The sequence below is a fragment of the Brevundimonas lenta genome (assembly GCF_014196335.1).
Lineage (GTDB): Bacteria > Pseudomonadota > Alphaproteobacteria > Caulobacterales > Caulobacteraceae > Brevundimonas > Brevundimonas lenta.
Genome location: NZ_JACIDM010000004.1, coordinates 1 through 19,223 on the forward strand (window position 1 = coordinate 1; position 19,223 = coordinate 19,223).

General features: G+C 66.9%; 13 protein-coding genes. 3 read left to right on the forward strand and 10 right to left on the reverse strand.

Features of this window, described 5'->3' with window-relative positions:
- Nucleotides 1-185 precede the first annotated feature (185 nt).
- The 7 genes from GGR12_RS16180 to GGR12_RS16210 form a co-directional block, all read right to left on the reverse strand.
- On the reverse strand, nucleotides 186-1,001 hold the full coding sequence (locus GGR12_RS16180; protein ID WP_183205860.1) for a carbohydrate ABC transporter permease: 816 nt from the start codon (nucleotides 999-1,001) through the stop codon (nucleotides 186-188).
- Nucleotides 998-1,939: a carbohydrate ABC transporter permease gene (locus GGR12_RS16185; RefSeq protein ID WP_183205863.1), complete on the reverse strand. Its 942-nt coding sequence runs from the start codon at nucleotides 1,937-1,939 to the stop codon at nucleotides 998-1,000. Before GGR12_RS16185 ends, GGR12_RS16180 begins: the two co-directional genes overlap by 4 nt.
- The gene (locus tag GGR12_RS16190) at nucleotides 1,936-3,207 is read right to left on the reverse strand and encodes an extracellular solute-binding protein (RefSeq protein WP_343053312.1); all 1,272 of its coding nucleotides are present in this window, start codon (nucleotides 3,205-3,207) and stop codon (nucleotides 1,936-1,938) included. The genes GGR12_RS16185 and GGR12_RS16190 overlap by 4 nt, the downstream gene beginning before the upstream one ends.
- Entirely contained in the window at nucleotides 3,204-4,643 is a 1,440-nt protein-coding gene (locus tag GGR12_RS16195) for a glucoamylase family protein (RefSeq protein ID WP_183205866.1), read from the reverse strand. The genes GGR12_RS16190 and GGR12_RS16195 overlap by 4 nt, the downstream gene beginning before the upstream one ends.
- A 90-nt stretch (nucleotides 4,644-4,733) precedes the next feature.
- A complete protein-coding gene (locus GGR12_RS16200) occupies nucleotides 4,734-7,823 on the reverse strand; it encodes a TonB-dependent receptor domain-containing protein (RefSeq protein WP_183205868.1) in 3,090 nt (1,029 codons plus the stop codon).
- A gap of 70 nt (nucleotides 7,824-7,893) precedes the next feature.
- Nucleotides 7,894-10,902, reverse strand: coding sequence for a TonB-dependent receptor (locus GGR12_RS16205; RefSeq protein WP_183205870.1), 3,009 nt, complete (start codon nucleotides 10,900-10,902; stop codon nucleotides 7,894-7,896).
- Nucleotides 10,902-11,987: a LacI family DNA-binding transcriptional regulator gene (locus tag GGR12_RS16210; protein WP_343053313.1), complete on the reverse strand. Its 1,086-nt coding sequence runs from the start codon at nucleotides 11,985-11,987 to the stop codon at nucleotides 10,902-10,904. The genes GGR12_RS16205 and GGR12_RS16210 overlap by 1 nt, the downstream gene beginning before the upstream one ends.
- Before the next feature lie 579 nt (nucleotides 11,988-12,566).
- On the opposite strand from GGR12_RS16210, the gene GGR12_RS16215 reads away from it, so the two are divergent.
- On the forward strand, nucleotides 12,567-12,968 hold the full coding sequence (locus GGR12_RS16215; RefSeq protein WP_183205874.1) for a GFA family protein: 402 nt from the start codon (nucleotides 12,567-12,569) through the stop codon (nucleotides 12,966-12,968).
- Here GGR12_RS16215 and GGR12_RS16220 read toward each other — a convergent pair.
- Complete coding sequence (locus GGR12_RS16220) at nucleotides 12,965-14,482, reverse strand: carboxylesterase/lipase family protein (protein ID WP_246328983.1); 1,518 nt, start codon at nucleotides 14,480-14,482, stop codon at nucleotides 12,965-12,967. The genes GGR12_RS16215 and GGR12_RS16220 overlap by 4 nt on opposite strands.
- Before the next feature lie 152 nt (nucleotides 14,483-14,634).
- Here GGR12_RS16220 and GGR12_RS16225 point away from each other — a divergent pair, with 152 nt between their 5' ends.
- Together GGR12_RS16225 and GGR12_RS16230 are read left to right on the forward strand one after the other, a co-directional pair.
- A complete protein-coding gene (locus GGR12_RS16225; RefSeq protein WP_246328984.1) occupies nucleotides 14,635-16,152 on the forward strand; it encodes a sensor histidine kinase in 1,518 nt (505 codons plus the stop codon).
- Entirely contained in the window at nucleotides 16,149-16,523 is a 375-nt protein-coding gene (locus GGR12_RS16230; RefSeq protein WP_183205878.1) for a response regulator, read from the forward strand. Before GGR12_RS16225 ends, GGR12_RS16230 begins: the two co-directional genes overlap by 4 nt.
- Before the next feature lie 90 nt (nucleotides 16,524-16,613).
- Here the strand turns inward: GGR12_RS16230 and GGR12_RS16235 are convergent, their stop codons facing one another.
- The gene (locus tag GGR12_RS16235) at nucleotides 16,614-18,197 is read right to left on the reverse strand and encodes a phytoene desaturase family protein (RefSeq protein WP_183205880.1); all 1,584 of its coding nucleotides are present in this window, start codon (nucleotides 18,195-18,197) and stop codon (nucleotides 16,614-16,616) included.
- 18 nt (nucleotides 18,198-18,215) lie between these two features.
- Nucleotides 18,216-19,142: a DUF817 domain-containing protein gene (locus tag GGR12_RS16240; RefSeq protein ID WP_183205882.1), complete on the reverse strand. Its 927-nt coding sequence runs from the start codon at nucleotides 19,140-19,142 to the stop codon at nucleotides 18,216-18,218.
- Nucleotides 19,143-19,223 lie beyond the last annotated feature (81 nt).

Here is a 19,223-nt window from a genome sequence, read left to right on the forward strand (position 1 = left end):
CCCCCCCCCCCCCCCCCCCCCCCCCCCCCCCCCCCCCCCCCCCCCCCCCCCCCCCCCCCCCCCCCCCCCCCCCCCCCCCCCCCCCCCCCCCCCCGGCGCACCGCGCCGGCGCGAGGGTCGCCCCCTCCACCGTCTTTCAGACGGTCCCCCTCCCCCAGCGGGGGAGGATCACAGGACCGGGAGCCCTACCCCTTCACGCTCCCCGCGAGCATGCCGCGGATGTAGTAGCGTTGCAGGGCGAGGAAGAGGATCAGCACAGGGGCCACGGTGATGACGGCGCCCGCCATCATCATCTCGACGTCCTGCACGTGCTCGCGCGACAGCGCCGCCAGCGCCACCGGCAGGGTGTAGTTGGACTGGTCCGTCAGGATGATCAGGGGCCAGAGGAAGTCGTTCCAGCTGCCCAGGAAGACGAATAGCGCCAGGGTCACGATGATCGGCTGCAGCGTCGGCAACACCACCTTGCGGAAGATCTGGCCCTCCGTCGCGCCATCGATGCGGGCGGCCTCCAGCATCTCGTCCGGGATCGACAGCGAGTACTGCCGCACCAGGAACAGGCCGAAGATCGAGGCCAGCCACGGCACCAGGGCGCCGGCGTAGGTGTTCACCAGCCCCATGCCCTTCAGCATCAGGAACAGCGGCAGGGTGCCGATCTGCGCCGGCACCACCAGGGCGCCGACCAGCAGCTGGAAGATCCGCTCCCGCCCCCGGAAGCGCAGCTTGGCGAAGGCGTAGCCGGCCGGCACGGTGAACAGCAGCGCCAGCCCGGTCGCCAGCGTCGCCAGGGCGAAGCTGTTCCACAGATAGCGCCCCATGCCCTGGGTCACGAACAGGTCGCGGTAGTGCTCCAGCGTCCAGGTCTTCGGCAGCAGCGGCGGCGGGAAGCTGGCCGCCTCGCCCGTCGACATGAAGCTGACCGACAGCATCCACATCAGCGGAAACAGCACGACCAGGGCGATGAACGCCACGCCGAGGTTCAGCAGGAGGGTCTTCGCCTTCATTCGTAGGCCCCCACCCGCTTCGCCACCGCCAGCTGGACCAGGGTCACCGCCAGGATGCAGACGAACAGCACGAAGGCCACGGCGCTGGCGGAGCCGAGGTTCCACCATTTGAAGCCCTCTTCGTACATGAAGTAGAGCACCGTCACGGTCGACTGCGCGGGGCCGCCCTGGGTCATCACGTAGGGCTCGGCGAACAGCTGGAAGAAGCCCGCCACCGAGATGATCGACACCAGCAGCAGCGTCGGCGCGATGGCCGGCAGGGTCACGTGCACGAACCGCTTCCACGCCCCGGCCCCGTCGATCCGTGCGGCCTCGTACAGCTCGTCCGGCACGGTCTGAAGAACCGCGAGGAAGATCAGCATGTTGTAGCCGAAGATCTTCCACACCACGAACATCAGGATGGCCGGGATCGAGGTCTTCGGATCGCCCAGCCAGTCGACGGGCTGCAGGCCGATGCTCGAGATGGCCCAGTTGATAACGCCGTAGCGGGTGTGCAGCAGGTAGTTCCACAGCACTGCCGTGGCGACCAGGGTGGTGACGTAGGGGGCGAAGAACATCACCCGCCAGATCGGCCGCCATTTGATCACCCGCGCATTCAGGATCACCGCCGCGCCCAGCGACGCGGCGATCGACAGCGGCACGCCCAGCACGGCGAACAGGCCGGTGTTGCGCATCGCGCCCCAGAACAGCGGATTGGCGAACAGCCGCTCATAGTTCTGCAGGCCCACGAACCGGACGTTGCGGATATCGGCCAGGGCGTAGATGTCGAAATCGGTCAGGCTCAGCAGCAGGGCCGCGAAGACCGGAATGGCGAAGAAGACGCCGATGGCCAGCAGCGCCGGGGCGACGAAGCCCCAGGCCGCGCGCTCGCGCTTGCGCGTCGTCGGCGCGCCGCCGGCGTGCGGCACGACGGCCGGGGCGACAGGCTGAACGGTCATTCCGCCCTCCCCTGTTCGATCATCCAGCGGCGCTTCTCCAGCAGCCGGTCGGCGCGGCGGTCGATCTCGGGGCCCGCGGTTTCCGGCGTGAACTCACCCCGCACCATGCGCTCGGCGACGATCTGCATCTCGGTGACGATCCGCTCCCACTCCGGCACCTTGGGCACGGCCCGGGCGCGCGACAGCTGCCCCTTGAACGCAGCGACGTAGGGGTCGTTCGCCACGGCGGGCGCGTTCCAGGCGCTCTGCCGCGCCGGCAGGTTTCCGGTGATGACGTTGAAGCGCGCCTGTACGGCGGGATCCGACAGGAAGCGCACCAGTTTCCACGCCGCCTCCTGATGCGGCGACGACCGGTACACGACCAGCGACGAGCCGCCCGGCGCCGACGCGCCCGGCCCCTTCGGCCCCGGCACGCCCGAGGTCATCCACCGCGTCTCCGGCTTCAGCCGGTTGCGGAAGTCGCCGATGGTCCACGGGCCGGAGAAGTAGAAGCTGAACCAGCCGCGTTCGAACTCGGTCCAGACGTTGGATATCTGCGCCGCCGACGCCACCGGCGCCAGGCCCTCGTCGAACAGGCTCTTGTAGAAGGCCAGCGCCGCCACGAACGACGGGCTGGAGAAATTGCCCCGCGTATCCCGGTCGCGCAGCAGCGGCTCGTCGCCCTGAAGGCCGAACGTCAACAGTTGCTCGAACTCGTTCAGCGGCAGCAGCACGGCGTATTTGTCCGCCCCGGCGACGCGCTTCACCGCGTGCATGGCCTGCTTCCAGCCCGCCCAGGTCTGGGGCACGGCGTCGTAGCCCGCGTGCTCCAGCAGGTCCGAGCGATAGAAGATCAGCCGCGTATCGACATACCAGGGCGTGGCCACCGGCTGCCCGTTGATGCGGTTGGTCTCCAGCACCGCCGGGAACTGGTCGGTCAGCAGGTCCGAGGCGAACGCCGGCAGGGGCGAGATCGCCCCGATGGCCGCCATCTCGGACACCCAGGTGTTGCCCACCTGGCTGAGGTCCGGCAGCGACGACCCGGCATAGGCCGTCAGCAGCTTCTGGTGCGCCGCCGTCCACGGCAGGGCCTGAACCTCGACGCGGATGCCGGGGTTCAGCCGTTCGAACTCGGGCAGGATCTGCGGGACGTTGGTCGCCTCATTGCCCATCGCCCAGAAGCGCAGATGGACCGACCCGTCGTCACGCCGCCCGCAGCCGGCGAGCCCGGCCGCGGCCCCGGCCAGAAGGCCCAGCGTCGCCCGTCTGTCCGGCCGAAGTTCCGTCACGCGCGATCCAGCCAGCCGCCGCTGAAGCCGGACCGCTTCAGGCCCCGGACGATGTTCGGTTCATTGCGCATCAGACGCCACACGGCGTCCGAGCGATGGTTCTCGATCTGGATGACGATCGGCCCCTGGTCGATGCCCAGGTAGTCGCCGTCGACCCAGCCCACGCCGGGCACGATCTTGCCGTGCTGCAGCGTGCGCTGCGTCGCCTCCAGCGTCGGGTTGAACGAGTCCAGGAAGCCGAACTCGGTGTAGATCCCGGTCCCGTAGCGCGCCTTCATCGACTTCAGGCAATGCGTCACCTCGGCCGGCGCGAAGGGCATGGAGCCCATGGCCGCGGTCGGGGCGATGGTGCCGTCGTCCCGGTCGCCCGGGCCACGCGCCGAGTAGCTGAAGAACTCGCGCTCGCGCCCGCCGATGACTTCCTTGAAGTCGCCGGGCCCGTCGCAGGCCGTCAGACCCCAGACGTCCGCCGAATAGCCGGCCCAGCCCATCGGATTGTTGGTCGCGTACAGGCGCTGCGCCTCGACCGCGCGCACACTGTTCTGGAAATAGTCGAAGGCGCCGATCTCGGCCGATTTGTTGCGCATCCATGCGTCCTGGATGCCGCGGAAATCGACGTACATATGGCTGTACTGGTGCCCGAACATGGGCGGGAAATGCAGGTGCCAGGGACCCCATTTGTCGGTCCAGCTGCGGTCGTAGACCGAGCACCATTCGTCCCACACCGCGGCCGGAACCGGATGGGTCGGGCTGCCGATGGCCAGCAGCAGGACCAGCATGCCCTCGTTGTAGACGTGCCAGTCGGACGGGATGAAGCCGGTCTCCGGGTGCCAGCCCATCGAGATGCGGTTGGGTCGGACCATGACCCAGTCCCATTCCACCCGCTCATAGACGGCCTGGACCAGGCGGCGGATCTCGACCTCATCGGCGTGTTCGCCGTCGAACCACTGCGCCGCGTACAGCATGCCGCCCAGCAGCAGGGTCGTATCGACCGTCGACAGCTCGGTCCGCCCGAAGCGGTGACCGGTCTGCATGTCGAGGAAATGGTAGAAGAAGCCCTTGTAGCCGGCGTTGCCCGTCGGCTCGGGGCCCTGCGGCGCGTCGTGGAAGAAGCGCACGGTGGTCAGGGTGCGCTCGCGCGCCTCCTCGCGGCTCATCCAGCCGCGTTCGACGCCGATCGGCCAGCACGTCAGGGCGAAGCCCACGGCGGCGACCGACGAGAATGACGGGGTCGGCCATCGGTCCGGCGTCAGGCCGTTGGCGCGATTGGTCGTGTGGACGAACCAGCGGAACGTCCGCTCCTGAAGTTCATCGACCTCGGGATCGAGCGATGCGGGAACGCTGAACGGCGCGCCCGAAGGCATGGCGCTACAGGCGGACAGACCCAACGCGGCGAAGCCGGCGGTGGAGCCCATCAGAAAATGGCGACGGTCCATGGGGCGCATCCTCTTACTCTAACGCGTACAGGTCAAAAAAGTCGGCCGCCCCCGCCTTTGATCGGGGGCGGCCGTAGGCTCAGGAGACTCTTACCAGGCGTAGCGCAGGCCGACCTGGAAGCTCCGGGTCGGAAGGAACTGCGCAGTCGGCTCGCCGAACGTCGGGTTCAGCGGCGCGACGCCGGCGTTCGACGTGCGGTAGGTCTGGTTGAAGCTGCTGTAGTTTTCGTAGCCGAAGATGTTGATGGCATCGAAGGTAAGCTCGACTTCCTGGCCGCCCGGCAGATCGAACGCCTTCGTCAGTCGCAGATCGACCTGGCGGTAGGCCCAGGCGTTCGGGATGATGAAGTCGTACTTGCGCGGATAGGCCGAGAACCAGTCCGGCTTGGCGCCGTTGCCCACGTTATTGCGGGTGAACGGCAGGCCCGAGCCCAGCGTGATCAGCGACGACAGGCGGAAGTCGTACGGCAGCAGCACCGTGCCCGACATCACCAGGCGGTGACGATCCACGCCCGGCGTGTTGAACCACGGGCTGTAGCTCGCCGCCGGATAGTCGAAGTCGAAATTGCCGAGGCCCTGATCGCGGCTGCCGTTCTGGCTGGCGTCCGTATAGGTGTAGGCGAGGTTGAAGCCCCATCCGCTGTCCGTCGTGAACGGCTTGTCGGCGGTCAGGAAGACCGCGCGATAATCGCGTTCGCGATCATGCGTCGAGATGAAGACGCCGTCATTGAACTGGAACGGCAGGCCCGTCGACGGGTCGATCAGGTTGAGCGGCTTCACCGCGTTCGGGACAGTGTTGGTCGCCGGGTCGATATTGACGCGGTACCAGCCGAACTCGTTCTTCGTCTTGGCGAACGAGAAGGTCAGCGCCGTCTGCCAGTTCCCGAACTTCTGGCGGACGCCGAAGTTGAACTGGTCGGTCACCGGCGGCGGCGCGTTCTCGTTGATCAGGAACACCTCGCCCCGGCCGACGGTGCCGGCCAGCAGGGTGTCGAGACCTTCGGCCGTCGCATAGATCGGGTTCCAGGCGACGGTGTTCTGACCGCCGTGGTTCCCGCCCGCCTGCGAGAAGTAGATCGTCTTGGAGCGCTGATAGAGCTTGAAGCGCTCGTCGAAGGCGAAGTTGAAGCCGATCCGGTCGTAGTAGCGACCGGCGCCGCCGAAGAGCACGGTCCGCTCGTCGTCGAAGACGTCATAGCTGAAGCCGAAACGCGGCTGCCAGGCGTCGGCGAAGGCGTCGCGTTTGCCGTCCGAGATGTAGTCGTTGATGTCGACGTAGGACGGGAAATTGAAGGTGCCGTTGGCGCCCGAGCCCGGTGCGTTGTCGATGGCCGTCAGGAGGCGACGGACGACGTCCGGCGTGCGCCAGTCGTTGTTGACCGCGTTGGTCTCGTAGTCCCAGCGGATGCCGAGATTCAGTTCCAGCTGGCTGGTGATCTGCCAGTCGTCCTGGAGGTACAGGCCGACGACCTCGTTCTGCGCGTCCGTCGGATCGACCGGCAGGTTCAGCGTCACCTGGGTCGGGATCGTGCTTGAGCCGATGACGTCCGGGCGGCCCTGGATGTCATAGGTGAAGAACGGATTCCGGTTGAACTGCTTGAAGACGTGCATGTCCTGAAGCGAGTATTTGGCGCCCATCTTGATGGTGTGCGCGCCCATAAACTCGACGTCGTTGAACGTCAGATCGTCGCGGAAGGTGACCGATTCCTGCGTCAGGTCCTGGTTGTTGGTGCCGCCGCCGCCGGTGAAGATCGTCGAGGCGATAGTGCCGTAGTTGAACTGGAAGCCCGCCACCACCGGGCAAGCCGCCGTCGGAACCGCCATCGTGCAGGCGTCGCCGTATTCAACGAACCGCGCGCCCGACTGGTCGAAGTTCAGGGCTTGCGGGTTGTAGGTGTACAGGAAGTAGTCGACCGAGGCCTCGTTGACGAAGCCGTCGCCCTGGAACTGGTGGCGCAGGTTCAGGGACTCGGTCTTGCCGTTCACCGCGATGGCGCGGTCGTACGAGGTCGGGCCGCCGCCGAAGTCACGGATGTCCTGCTCGTTGCGATAGGTCGCGCTCAGGTCCAGGCGTTGGCGGTCGTCGATCGACCACGACAGCTTGCCGAAGAACAGGTCCTGTTCGAACGGAGCCTCGAAGGTGCCGAGCTCGTCCGCGAACTGCGGCGTATATTCGCTGCGGTTCAGGAACACCGAACGCTCGCGCGTCTCGTCCTTGCGCTCATAGGCGGCGAAGAAGTGCAGGCGGTCCTCGATGATCGGGCCGCCGACCGAGGCGCCGTACTGCAGACGGTCCAGACGCGTCCGCGGATCGCCGCGGCGACGCGCGAAGCCGTTCTGATCGACCCAGTCCGACGGCTGGTAGGTGACGAAGGCGTCGCCGTGGAACTCGTTGGTGCCCGAACGGGTGATCGAGGTGATGATCGCCGACGAGGCCTGCTCGTACTCGGCCTTGAAGTTCTGGGTCAGCACCCGGAACTCCTGCACCGCGACCTGCGGGAACGGGTTGCCGCGGCTATCGTCCTGGCCGGCCACGCCGCCGTCGGTGATCAGCGACTTCTGGTTCTGGCCGTCGATGAAGACGTTGATCGCGGTCGAGGGCTGGCCGCCGGCCGTGATGGTTCGCTCGGTGTCGCCTTCGGTGACGCGCACGCCGGGCGCCAGGGCGGCGAAGTTCAGGAAGTTGCGGTTGATCTGAGGCAGGTCGTTGATCTGCTGCTGGCTCACGTTCGTGGCCACCTCCGAGGTGCGCACCTCGAAGATGCGGCGGCCGGTCACGACGATCTCGCCGAGCTCCGTGGAGTCAGCGTCCACGGCTGTGGAACCGGTTACATTTTCGGCCACATCAAGGTCGAGCGTGGCGACTTGCCCCAACGACAGGGTGACGACTTCCTCAGCCGACTGACCGTCCGTAGTCGACACGACGACGCGGTAGGTGCCCGGGCGCAGGCCCGAGATCACGTATTCGCCGTCGGCGCCGACGCGGCCGCGGGTGACGTAGCCGGTGGCCACTTCGGTGGCGACGATCGAGGCATTGGCTTCGACAGCCGAACCTTCATGGATGGTGCCGCGCAGCGTGGTGGTGGTGGCCTGTGCGGCCGCTCCGCCAGCGCAGGCAAGCGAAAGAACGAGGGCGAGCGCAGAGGCTCGCCCCAGATAGTTTCTGGTGACTTTGGACACGAAATTTTCCCCGACTCGTCTCGAGACGCTTGGCTGGTTGTTGTTGGTTTTGGTTACAGATTAACGACGACTAGAACTGGTAGCGCATGCCCACCTGGAAGCTACGCGTGGGCAGGTACTGGTTGAACGGCCGTCCGAAGTTCGGGTTGTTGTAGTCACCCTCGAAGTCCGGGCCGTAATTCCGGTAGTTGAAGATATTGATGGCATCGACGATCAGCTCGATCGTCTGACCGTGACCCATGTCGAACTCCTTCGTCAGACGCAGGTCGACCTGGCGGTAGGCCCAGGCGTTCGGGATGATGAAGTCGTACTTCTGGGGCCGGCCGCCGTTCCAGCAGATGTTGGGATTGGTGGCGTCCGGGCAGTTGAAGACGTTGAAGGGCAGACCCGATCCGAGGGTGATGATGCCCGACAGCATGAAGTCGTACGGCAGGCCGACCATGCCCGAGGCGACGATGCGGTGACGTTCGTCCTGCTTGGTCGGGAAGGTCGGTGACAGCGCCGGGACGTTGTAGTCGAAGTCGAAGCCGCCGACGCCGACGTCCCGGGAGCCGTTACGCTCGGATTCCGACAGGGTGTAGGTGAAGGTCATCCCCCACCGGTCTTCCTCGTTGTAGGGCTTGTCGACGGTCAGATAGAGCGCCTTGAACGTCATCTCGGCGTCGTGGTTCGAGAAGAAGATCAGGTTCCTGAATTCGGGGAACCCGACCGACGCCGGCGTCGGACCGCTGAAGCGATCCCCCGTCTCGGAGCCCGCGTTGGCGATGTACCAGGCGTACAGATTTCTGGACTTGCCGTAGGCCAGGGTCACGGCCGTCTGGAAGTCGCCGAACTTCTGACGGACGCCCAGGTTGAACTGGTCGGTCAGCGGCGGTTCGGGATCGTTGTTGACCAGGAACACCTCGCCGGCGCCCGGCGTGGCGGCCAGCAGCGGATCGAGGCCTTCCGGGGTCAGGTAGATCGGATCCCAGGCGATGGTCTCATTGCCGTTCTGGAAGCCGCCCGGAATCGAGAAGAAGATGTCCTTGATGAACTGCGTCGGCTTGAAGCGCTCGTCGAAGGCGAAGTTGAAGCCGATCCGGTCGTAGTAACGGCCCGCGCCGCCGAAGACGACCGTCCGCTCGTCGCCGAACACGTCGTAGCTGAAGCCGATCCGCGGCTGGAACGCGCCCATGAAAGCGTCGCGACCGTTGGTGATGTAGTCGTTCGGATTGAAGTAGGACGGGAAGTCGTAGCCCGGCAGGGCCTGGATCGCCGCCAGCATGTCGCGGATGTTCTGCGGCGTGCGGTACTCGTTGTTGACCGCGTTGTCCTCGTAGTCCCAGCGGATGCCGAGGTTCAGCTCCAGCTTGTCGTTCAGTTGCCAGTCGTCCTGAATGTACAGGCCGATGACGTTGTTGGTCACATCCGCCGGAGGGACCTCGACGCCGAACGTGACCGCCACGGGAATGTCGATGCTGCCGTTCAGGGCCGGGTTGGCTGTGACGTCGTAGTAGAACTGCGGATTACGACCGAGTTGCTTGTTCACATAGTAGTTCTGGTTCGACCACTTGAAGCCCGCCTTGACCGTGTGGAGACCGTTCCACTCCAGGTCGTTGAAGGTCAGGTCGTCCCGGAAGGTCCAGTTCCGCTGACGGATGTCCTGGTTGTCGCTGCGGCCACCGGCGTTGAAGACCGTGTCCACACGGTTGTTCAGGTTCAGTTGGAAGCCGATGGTCTCCGGAATCAGCGGATCGTCCACCCGGTTGTCCCGGAAGATGATGTACTGCCGGCCGAAATCGGTGAAGTTCAGCCCGGTCGGATTGTAGTTGTATTCGAAGAAGTCCAGCTGCGCTTCGTTCAGGAAGCCGTCACCCTGGAACTGGTGTCGGGCGACGAACGACAGGGTGTCGGTGTTGACCTGGCTGGCGCGGCTGTAAGCGTTGATCCCACCGAAGTCCCGGATGTCGTTCTCGGTCCGGTAGGTCATGCTGAAATCGAAACGTTGACGATCGTCGATCGACCACGACAGCTTGCCGAAGAACAGGTCTTCCTCGAACGGCGCATCGAAGGTGCCGGTGTCGCCGGCGAACAGCGGCGCGTACTCGGACCGGTTCAGGACCACGGTGTTTCGCCGGGTCTCGTCCTTGCGCTCATAGGCGCCGAAGAAGTGCAGCCGGTCGCGGATGATCGGCCCGCCCAGCGAGGCGCCGTACTGCAGGCGCTCGACGCCGACCGCGCGGCCGAAGCCGTCTTCCTCGGTCCAGTCGGACGGCTGGTAGCTGATGAAGAAGTCGCCGTGGTAGTCGTTGGTGCCCGACCGCGTCACCGAGGTGATGATCGAGGACGAGGCCTGTTCGTACTCAGCCTTGAAGTTCTGGCTGATGACCCGGAACTCCTGCACCGCCACCTGCGGGAAGGGGTTGCCGCGGCTGTCGTCCTGACCGGCCACGCCGCCGTCGATGATGGTCGACTTCTGGTTCTGGCCGTCGATGAAGACGTTGATCGAGGCGGCGCCCTGCCCGCCCGCCGAGATCGTCCGCTCGGTGTCGCCCTCGGTCACCCGCACGCCCGGCGCCAGGGCGGCGAAGTTCAGGAAGTTGCGGTTGATCTGCGGGAGGTTGTTGATCTGGTCCTGGCTGACGTTGGTCGCCACTTCCGAGGTCCGCACCTCGAAGATCCGCCGGCCCGTCACGACGATCTCGCCCAGTTCCGTCGCGCCTGTCTCCGGCGTGGCGGTGATCTCCTCGCCGGTGCGATCGGCGACGTCGAGGTTCAGCGTGGCGACCTGACCCAGCGACAGGGTCACCGTGTCGTCCATCGTCTGGCCGTCGACCGTCGTCACCGTGATGCGATAGGTGCCGGGGCGCAGGCCCGACAGCACATAGCCGCCGTCCGAACCGATCCGCGCGCGGGATACGTAGCCCGTGGAGATTTCGGTCGCCGTGACCGTCCCGCCAGTCTCGGCCGTCGTTGCGTCGGAGATCGTCCCGCGCAGGGTGGAGGTTGACGCCTGGGCGACCGCGACATCCGCGATGGCCAGTGAGGCGACGAGAGCGAGAGCCGAGGCCCCCAGGTAAATCTTGGCCTTACGAATCATCACAGTTTCTCCCCTTCAAGAGACGGTGTCTGGACGTCGGTTCGGTTGAGATCGGCAGCCCCCCCATAAGGCCGCTCAAGGTTGGACGAGGCACGCACGACGAGTTCAGGCCGCACCACTTCACAGGCGGTGTCGACCTCGGATCCGGCCATTCTCACGACGCGCTCAAGCGCCTTGCGGCCGGTTTCCGCGATATTGATCTTCAGGGTGGTCAGGCCCGGCCGGACCAGGCTGGCCAGCGGGATGTCGTCGAAGCCGACCAGGGCCACGTCCTCGGGCACGCGCAGCCCGGCCTCCTGGAAGGCCAGCATCGCGCCGACGGCCATGTTGTCGTTGCCGGCGAAGACCGCGTCTGGCTGTACCGCCAGTCCGGCGAGCCGCAGGCCTGCGTCATGGCCCGAAGCCTTGGTGAAGGCGCCCTCGATCACCGTCGTCGGCAGGCCGGCGGCGGCCATGGCCTCGACATAGCCGGCCATGCGGGCCTCGGCGTCTAGGTTGCCGGTCGGTCCGGAGATGTGAACGATCCGGCGCCGTCCGACGGCGACCAGATGCTCCACCGCGGCGACGGCGCCGCCATGGTTGTCGACCACGATCGAGGCGCGCTCCTCATCGGCGCCCCCGTTCATCACCAGGATCGGGGTACGGCCCGCCAGGCCCGAGGCCAGGTTGGCTGCGCCGAGGTGGGGCGACAGAACGATCAGCCCGTCGACGCGGCCCCGCATCGAACGGATCGCCGCCGAGGCCTCGTCGGCGTCATCGTGCGAAGACGAGACGATCAGGTGATAGCCCTGAGCCCGGGCCGCGACGTCCATGCCGCGGATCAGCTCGGAGAAGTATTCGCCGTACAGATCCGGCAGGATCACGCCGATGGTGTTGGTCTTGCTGGTCGACAGGCTGCGGGCGCCGGAATGCGGGACGTACTGCAGGGCGTCGACGGCCTCGAGCACCCGACGGCGGGTCGCTTCGGTGACCGGGCCTGCGCCGGTGAGGACGCGTGAAACCGAGGCGACGGATACATCCGCGCGCAAGGCCACATCCCGAATGGTGGCCGGCTTCAAGCCTGACCGTCCGCGCCTTGCGGCCACGTGAGTCGAACCACGGAATCCTCCCAGAGATGGACTTCCGATTCCGGTCCGCTTTCCGCGGATCCGTCCGGTGAATCCATGTAACCGATTACATGACACACTAGTCACGCGCCCCGCAAGTGCCCCACTTTGGCCACATGCGGGGGCCGCCCGACATTCTGCAGGCGACTCCGGTTAACCCTGAATCCGGGCCCTCAGTTCCGTGGGCTGGCGGCTACAGCGCGGCTGCATGATCGCAGATAATATAGTTATCTGTTTGTTTTAGGAGCAATTTTCGTCAGTGGCGCCCAGAGCACATCCGGCGACGGATTTCCCGCGCTAGTGACGACAAGAGCCATCCGACGCCGCCAGGCGATTTCCGCCACACTCCGGGCGGGATGAAGGCGACGCGCGACGCGCGACCGACTCAGGCCGCGAAGCTCCGCCCCGACTCACGTGTCGAGACGCCCTGTGGCGACGCTTCCGAAGCGCTCCAGCGTCGCCGGCGCCAATTTCCTGACGCAAGAGCGGACCATCAATTGCCCTTGCCTTACCCTGGGCCGGGGTCATCGGGATCCACGGCGCCGTACTGGACACGTCATGACCGAGGTTCGCGAAGCCCGTTGCCGTTGTGGTCAGCTGAGCGCCGCCTGCCTTGGCGAGCCCGTCCGCGTCTCCGTCTGCCACTGCCTCGCCTGCCAGCAACGCAGCGGCAGCGCCTTCGCCGCCCAGGCCCGCTATCCCGCCGACCGGGTGACGATCACCGGCGAGCACCGCACCTGGACCCGCGTCGCCGACAGCGGCCGCGAGGTCGACTACGGCTTCTGCCCCAACTGTGGCTCGACCGTCTTCTACACGGGCGGCAATTTCGAGAATTTCATGGCCATCCCGGTGGGCGCCTTCGCCGACCCGGCCTTCCCTCCCCCGCATTTCTCGGTCTGGGAAAGGCGCAAGCACGCCTGGACCGAAGTCCTCGGCGACGAGGTCGATCACTCCAGCTAACGAGGTGGATCGAGCCGCCCGTAGTACGCCTCGATCAGGTCCAGCCGATTGGCGAACGGCACCGGCTTCGCCACCGGCCCGTCGTTGGTGAACTCCAGCAGCCGGTCGCGCTCCGCCCCGAACTCGGGCCAGGCCTGCCGCCCCCCGCCGTTCGGATCGCCCTTCGCCGCGAAAGTGGTCCAGTAGCCGGCCATCGCATCCGCCGCCCGCTGATCCAGCGCCGCCGTCGGCCAGGGCGAAGCGGACAGGTTGTCGAACACATACTGCCGCTCCGACGCATGGGTCGCCCCGTCATGCGGCTCGGGCATCGCCGCCGACACCACGTCGAACCGGTACAGATACGTCGGATGCCCGTTGCGGGCGTGCAGCCGCGCCAGATGCCGCGCCGGCTCGTTAAACACCAGGTCGCTCAGCACGAACTGATCGTAGCCGTCCTGCCCGCCATAGGCCGCCAGGAAGGCCGGCCGCTCCTCCTCGCTCATGCCGTCGTCCAGCGCGCCATAGGGGCTGAGGTCCGACGGCTTCATCCACCAGAACTCGGCGCTGTTCGTGCCGATGATCAGCGGCACAGGCGCCTCGCGCCCATCCGCAAACATGGTCTCGACGTTCTCGTCGATAAGTCCGCCGTTGTCGTATCCGTCGATCACCAGCAAATCGCCGCCGTAGAAGCTGGGGGCCGGAGTCAGCAGCCGTTCCGCGGGCAGCGCGCGAAGCTGATCCACCGTCGCGTCGGCGGGCAGACCGGCCTCGATGGCGAACGCCTCGCCCCGCACCTCCAGCGAGGGCGATCCATCTCCCGTCCGGAAGGTAGCGGTCCCCTTGTCCCGCCCCAGTCCCGACTGCACCACCGCGCGATGAAACAGCCCCCTCGCCCGCTCTGCGATCATCAGACGGGTGACCAGCGCCCCGCCGGCGGACTCGCCGAACACGGTGACATTGCCAGGATCGCCGCCGAATGCAGCCGCATTGTCCCGCACCCACTCCAGCGACGCGATGACGTCGGCTAGCCCGTAGTTACCGACCAGCCCTCCGTCACCCGCCTCGGCCGTCAGGGCCGGGTGTCCGAAGAACCCCAGCCGCCCGAGTCTATAGTTGATCGTCACCACCACGACGCCGCGCTTCGCCAGGTTCGCCCCGTCGTACAGCGCCGCCGTGCCCGAGCCGTTGTTCAACCCGCCGCCGTGGATCCACACCATCACCGGACGTCGATCGCCTGCGGAGCCCTGCGTCCACACGTTCAGCGTCAGGCAGTCCTCGCTCATCGGCAGGGGCCCGACGCCGTTGTCGCCGTTGGCGGGCGGCTGGATGCAGATGGCGCCCGCCTGCCCCGCATCGCGCTCGCCCTCCCAGGTCGCCGCCGGCTGCGGCGCCCGCCAGCGCAGGTCGCCGACGGGCGGCGCGGCGTAGGGCAAGCCCTTGAAACTGATCACGCCGTCGGCTTCCCGCCCGACCACGACGCCCTGCTGAACCTCCGCACGCGGGCGGTTGTCGGGTGCGGCGTTCGGTGTCGTCATCAGAAGCGCCGCGGCGAGAAGTGAAGGCAGGAACATAGGTCACACTAGCCGCGCCTCCTCCGATGGCCCAAATAGCAATGTGCAACGGCCAGTGTTCCTTAAGGAACCGGTTCCGGGTCAAAGCGTTACCGTGCGCGCAATCGGGGGTTTGATTGAAGGTTCTGGCGAAATCAGGCGGCCTGTCGGTCGATCTGGCGAGCGCGTTCGACGCCTCGCCGAATCCCTATGTGCTGATCACGCCCGACCTGCACATCGCGGGCGTCAACCAGGCGTACCTTGACGTCACCAACAGCGACCGCGACGCCATCATCGGCCAGCCCCTGTTCGCCGCCTTCGATTCCGGTCCGGGCGAGGAGGCGCCGGAGAACGTCCGCCAGGTCCGCGCCTCGCTGGAAAAGGCCCGCGACACCCGCCAGCGCGACCACCTCGCCCTCGTCAAATACTCCATCTCCCACCGCGACGCCGACGGCCGGGAAGTGTTCGAGGACCGCTACTGGAGCGCCACCCACACGCCGATGCTCGATGACCAGGGCGAGGTCGTCTTCCTGCTCCAGCACACCACCGACATCACCGAACTGCAGCACCTGCGTGAGCGCGGCTCCCCGCGGCAGAGCGCCAGCGCCCTCGACTCCATGCTCGGCGGCGCCGTCCTGGGCCGCGCCGCCCAGGTGCAGGAGGACAACCGCCGTCTCGAGACCGAGCGCCGCCGCCTGGTCGAGATGTTCATGCAGGCGCCCGGCTTCGTCGCCGTGCTGGACGGCCCCGACCATGTCTTCCAGATGCACAACCCGGCCTACGCCCAGCTGATCGGCCACCGCGACCTGACCGGCAAGCCGATCCGCGACGCCCTGCCCGAGCTGGCGGGTCAGGGCTACTACGAGTTCCTCGACACCGTCTTCGTCACCGGCGAACCGCATGAGGGCCGGGGCAGCCTGGTCCAGCTTCAGCGCACCCCCGGCGCCCCGCTGGAGAACGTCTTCCTCAACTTCATCTACCAGCCCATCCGTGACGCCGACGGCCAGGTCGCCGGCATCTTCGTCCAGGGCCACGACGTCACCGAGACCGTCGTCTCGGCCGAGCGTCAGAAGCTGATGATCGACGAGCTGAACCACCGGGTGAAGAACACCCTCGCGACGGTCCAGTCGATCGCCATGCAGACGGCGCGCTCGCACGCCGACCCGGGCACCTTCGCCGCCGGCTTTCAGGCCCGGCTGATGGCGCTGTCGCACACCCACGACCTGCTGACCCGCAGTCACTGGGAAGGCGCCGACCTGCGCGCCATTCTCGAGCACGAGACCGAGGCCCACGGCCCCCACCGCATCAGCCTGAACGGCCCGCCGGTCGCGCTGGAGCCGGCCGCGGCCCTGTCGTTCGGCATGATCTTCCACGAGCTGGCCACCAACGCCGCCAAGTACGGCGCGCTGTCGGCGCCCGACGGCCGCATCCTGGTGGACTGGGGCGTCGCCGATCAAAGCAGCCCGGTGCTGCATCTGACCTGGCGCGAGATCGGCGGGCCGCCCGCCACGCCGCCGACCCGCCGCGGCTTCGGCAGCCGATTGATCGAACGCAATATTCGCCACGATCTGGCGGGTGAAGTGAAACTCGAATACGCAGAAACCGGTTTGTGCGCGGAGCTTTCTGTTCCGCTTGGCGCTGAGAGGGCATCATGAGCGAAACGTTGTCGGGTCGCCGCATCCTTGTGGTCGAGGATGAATCCCTGGTCGCCATGCTGCTGGAGACGATCCTCGAGGACATGGGCTGCACGCCCGTCGGACCGGCATCGACCGTGGACGAGGGCCTGGCCCTGTTGAACGGCGAGTCCATCGACGGCGCCCTGCTGGACGTCAACGTCGCCGGCCGTCAGATTTTCCCGGTCGCCCAGGCCCTGAAGGAGCGCGGCGTGCCGTTCGTCTTCTCGACCGGCTACGGCGAGGGCGGCCTGCCCGACGAATGGCGCGGCCAGCCGACCATCCAGAAGCCCTTCACCGAGGCCGCCGTCCGCGACGCCCTGATGAAGGCGCTGGGCGTCGCTACCGTCTGAAACAGGGTCGAGGGTCCAGGGTCGCGGGTCGAGGGCGTGAAAAGCTGCGCCGACCCGTCCCTCCAGACCCTGGCCCCTCGCCCCTCGACCCTACCGCTTCATATCCTTCAGTACCGCCTTCGCGGCGTTGTGCCCCGGCGCGCCGGTGACGCCCCCGCCCGGATGCGCCCCTGATCCGCACAGATACAGACCCGGCACGGGCATGCGGTGATCCGCATGGCCCAGCACCGGCCGCGCGCTGAACAATTGGTCCAGCGTCAGCCGGCCGTGGAAGATGTCGCCGCCGACCAGGCCGAAGCGCCGCTCCAGGTCGCGCGGCCCCAGCGCCAGCCGTCCCACCACCGACGCCTTGAAGCCCGGCGCGTGCGCATCGACCGTGTCGATCATCAGATCGGCCACCGTATCGCGATGCTCGTCGGCCAGAGTCGGATCGACGTGCTGGCAGAACAGGCTCGCCACATGCTGCCCGGCAGGCGCCAGACTGTCGTCCAGGGTCGAGGGGATCAGCATCTCGACGATCGGCTTCGACGACCAGCCGTTCAGCCGCGCCTCGGCATGAGCCCGGTCCATGTAGTCCAGCGTCGGCGCGATGATGATGCCCGCCGTCAGATGGTCCCCCTGCCCCGGCAGGCAGGTGAAGTTCGGCAGCTCCGACAGCGCCACATTCATCCGGAAGGTGCCCGAGCCGGACTGGTAGTTGCCGATCCGCTCGCGGAAGTCGGCCGGAACCACCGCGTCGTCGACGAAATTCTCGAACAGCAGCCGCGGGTGCAGGTTCGACACCACCGCCTTCGCCCGCACCACGTCGCCGGCCTCGGTCACCGCGCCCACGGCCCGGCCCTTCTCGGTCAGCACCGATGCGATCGGCGTCTCCAGACGGACCTCGACGCCCTTTTCGGCGCAGGCCTTCGCCATCGCCTGGGTGATGGCGCCCATGCCGCCCAGCGCGTGGCCCCACACGCCCTTGCGCCCGTTCACCTCGCCAAACACGTGGTGCAGCAGCACATAGGCCGACCCCGGCGTGTACGGACTTCCGTAGTTGCCGACGATGCTGTCGAAGCCGAACAGCGCCTTGATCGGATCGCTCTCGAACCAGCCGTCCAGCCAGTCGCCCGCCGACTTGGCGAACAGGTCCAGCAGATCGCGCCGCCCCTGGACGTCCAGCGACGCCGCCTGTTTGCCCAGCCCGCCGGCCTTCAGCAGTTCGGGCAGCATCGCCGGCCAACCGCCGTCCACCATGTTCGGCGGCGCCTTCAGGATCCAGTCGCGCAGGATCGCCGCCACCACCTCCAGCCGCCGCTCGTATTCCGGCAGCCGCTCGGCGTCCTTCGTCGAGAATTTCGCCAGTTCGCCCTGGGTCCGTCCCTCGCCGGCCAGCAGATAGCGGCCGTCGTCGAAGGGCAGGAAGTTCGACACCTTGCGCTCGACCACGGTCAGCCCGTGCCGGGCCAGGTCCATGTCGGCGATGACCTTCGGATTCAGCAGGCTGACCGTGTAACTGGCGGTCGAGTTGCGGAAGCCTGGATGGAATTCCTCCGTCACCGCCGCCCCGCCAACCACATGCCGGCGCTCCAGCACCGTCACCTTCAGCCCGGCCTTCGCCAGGTAGAAGGCGCAGACGAGGCCGTTGTGGCCCCCGCCCAGGATGACGACGTCGGTGTTGGTGGTGGTCATGCTGGTTGGTTCTAGGTTCTAGGGGCCAGGGTCTAGGGAAGGATGCCGTCGGCTGCTTCGTCCTCTCCCTAGCACCTGGCCCCTGAAACCTAGAACCTCCTCCTCCGGCCTACGCACCAGCGACACCAGCACCACGCTGATCATCATCAGCAGGAACCAGCTGCCCAGCTTGGCCAGCGACACCGGATGCCAGCCGCCGCTCTGGGACGGATAGACCCAGGCGTTGGCCCAGGTGCCGAGGTTCTCGGCGAACCAGATGAAGGTCGCCACCAGGAAGAAGCCGAGCAGGAACGGCATCGACCGGCGGTGCCGGTCCGGCGTGAAATAGAACCAGCCGCGCCCGTACAGCACCGCCGTCGCCGCGAAGAGGCCCAGCCGGATGTCCGGCAGCCAATGGTGGGCGAAGAAATTCACATAGATCGCCGCCGCCAGCAGCCACGTCGTCCACAGCGGCGGATAGTGGCGGAAGCGGATGTCGAAGATGCGCTGGATGCGCGCGATATAGCTGCCCACCGCCGCGTACATGAAGCCCGAGAACAGCGGCACCATGCCGATCCGCAGCAGGCTGTCCTCCGGATAGATCCACGACCCCGCCTGGGTCTTGAACAGCTCCATGATCGTGCCGACGACGTGGAAGACGAAGATCACCCTCGCCTCCTCCCAGCTCTCCAGCTTCAGCGCCAGCATCGCCGCCTGGATCGCCAGGGCGCCGATCACCAGGAAGTCGTAGCGCGCCACCGGCGCCGCGTCCGGCCACCACAGGTGCGTCGCCAGCAGCAGCGCCAGCATCAGCCCGCCGAACAGGCAGGCCCACGCCTGCTTGATCCCGAACATCAGGAACTCGAACCCGTACCGGCTCCACGCGCGCCGGTCGGCCCAGTGCTGCAGCCGGCCCAGCCAGTGACGGCCCCAGGTTTCGAGAGGAAGGCGCGAGGAATCAACCATGCCGCCAGCCTATGCCGGAAGCCCGTGCACCCGGCGTGGAGAAGCGGTGCAGGCGCCGGGATTGTTCGGGGCGAAACGTTG

Coding starts and splice junctions, on each gene's coding strand:
- GGR12_RS16180 (WP_183205860.1), bottom strand. CDS start 1,001: ATGAAGGCGAAGACCCTCCTGCTGAACCTCGGCGTGGCGTTCATCGCC.
- GGR12_RS16185 (WP_183205863.1), bottom strand. CDS start 1,939: ATGACCGTTCAGCCTGTCGCCCCGGCCGTCGTGCCGCACGCCGGCGGC.
- GGR12_RS16195 (WP_183205866.1), bottom strand. CDS start 4,643: ATGGACCGTCGCCATTTTCTGATGGGCTCCACCGCCGGCTTCGCCGCG.
- GGR12_RS16205 (WP_183205870.1), bottom strand. CDS start 10,902: ATGATTCGTAAGGCCAAGATTTACCTGGGGGCCTCGGCTCTCGCTCTC.
- GGR12_RS16215 (WP_183205874.1), top strand. CDS start 12,567: ATGACCGAGGTTCGCGAAGCCCGTTGCCGTTGTGGTCAGCTGAGCGCC.
- GGR12_RS16220 (WP_246328983.1), bottom strand. CDS start 14,482: ATGACGACACCGAACGCCGCACCCGACAACCGCCCGCGTGCGGAGGTT.
- GGR12_RS16230 (WP_183205878.1), top strand. CDS start 16,149: ATGAGCGAAACGTTGTCGGGTCGCCGCATCCTTGTGGTCGAGGATGAA.
- GGR12_RS16235 (WP_183205880.1), bottom strand. CDS start 18,197: ATGACCACCACCAACACCGACGTCGTCATCCTGGGCGGGGGCCACAAC.
- GGR12_RS16240 (WP_183205882.1), bottom strand. CDS start 19,142: ATGGTTGATTCCTCGCGCCTTCCTCTCGAAACCTGGGGCCGTCACTGG.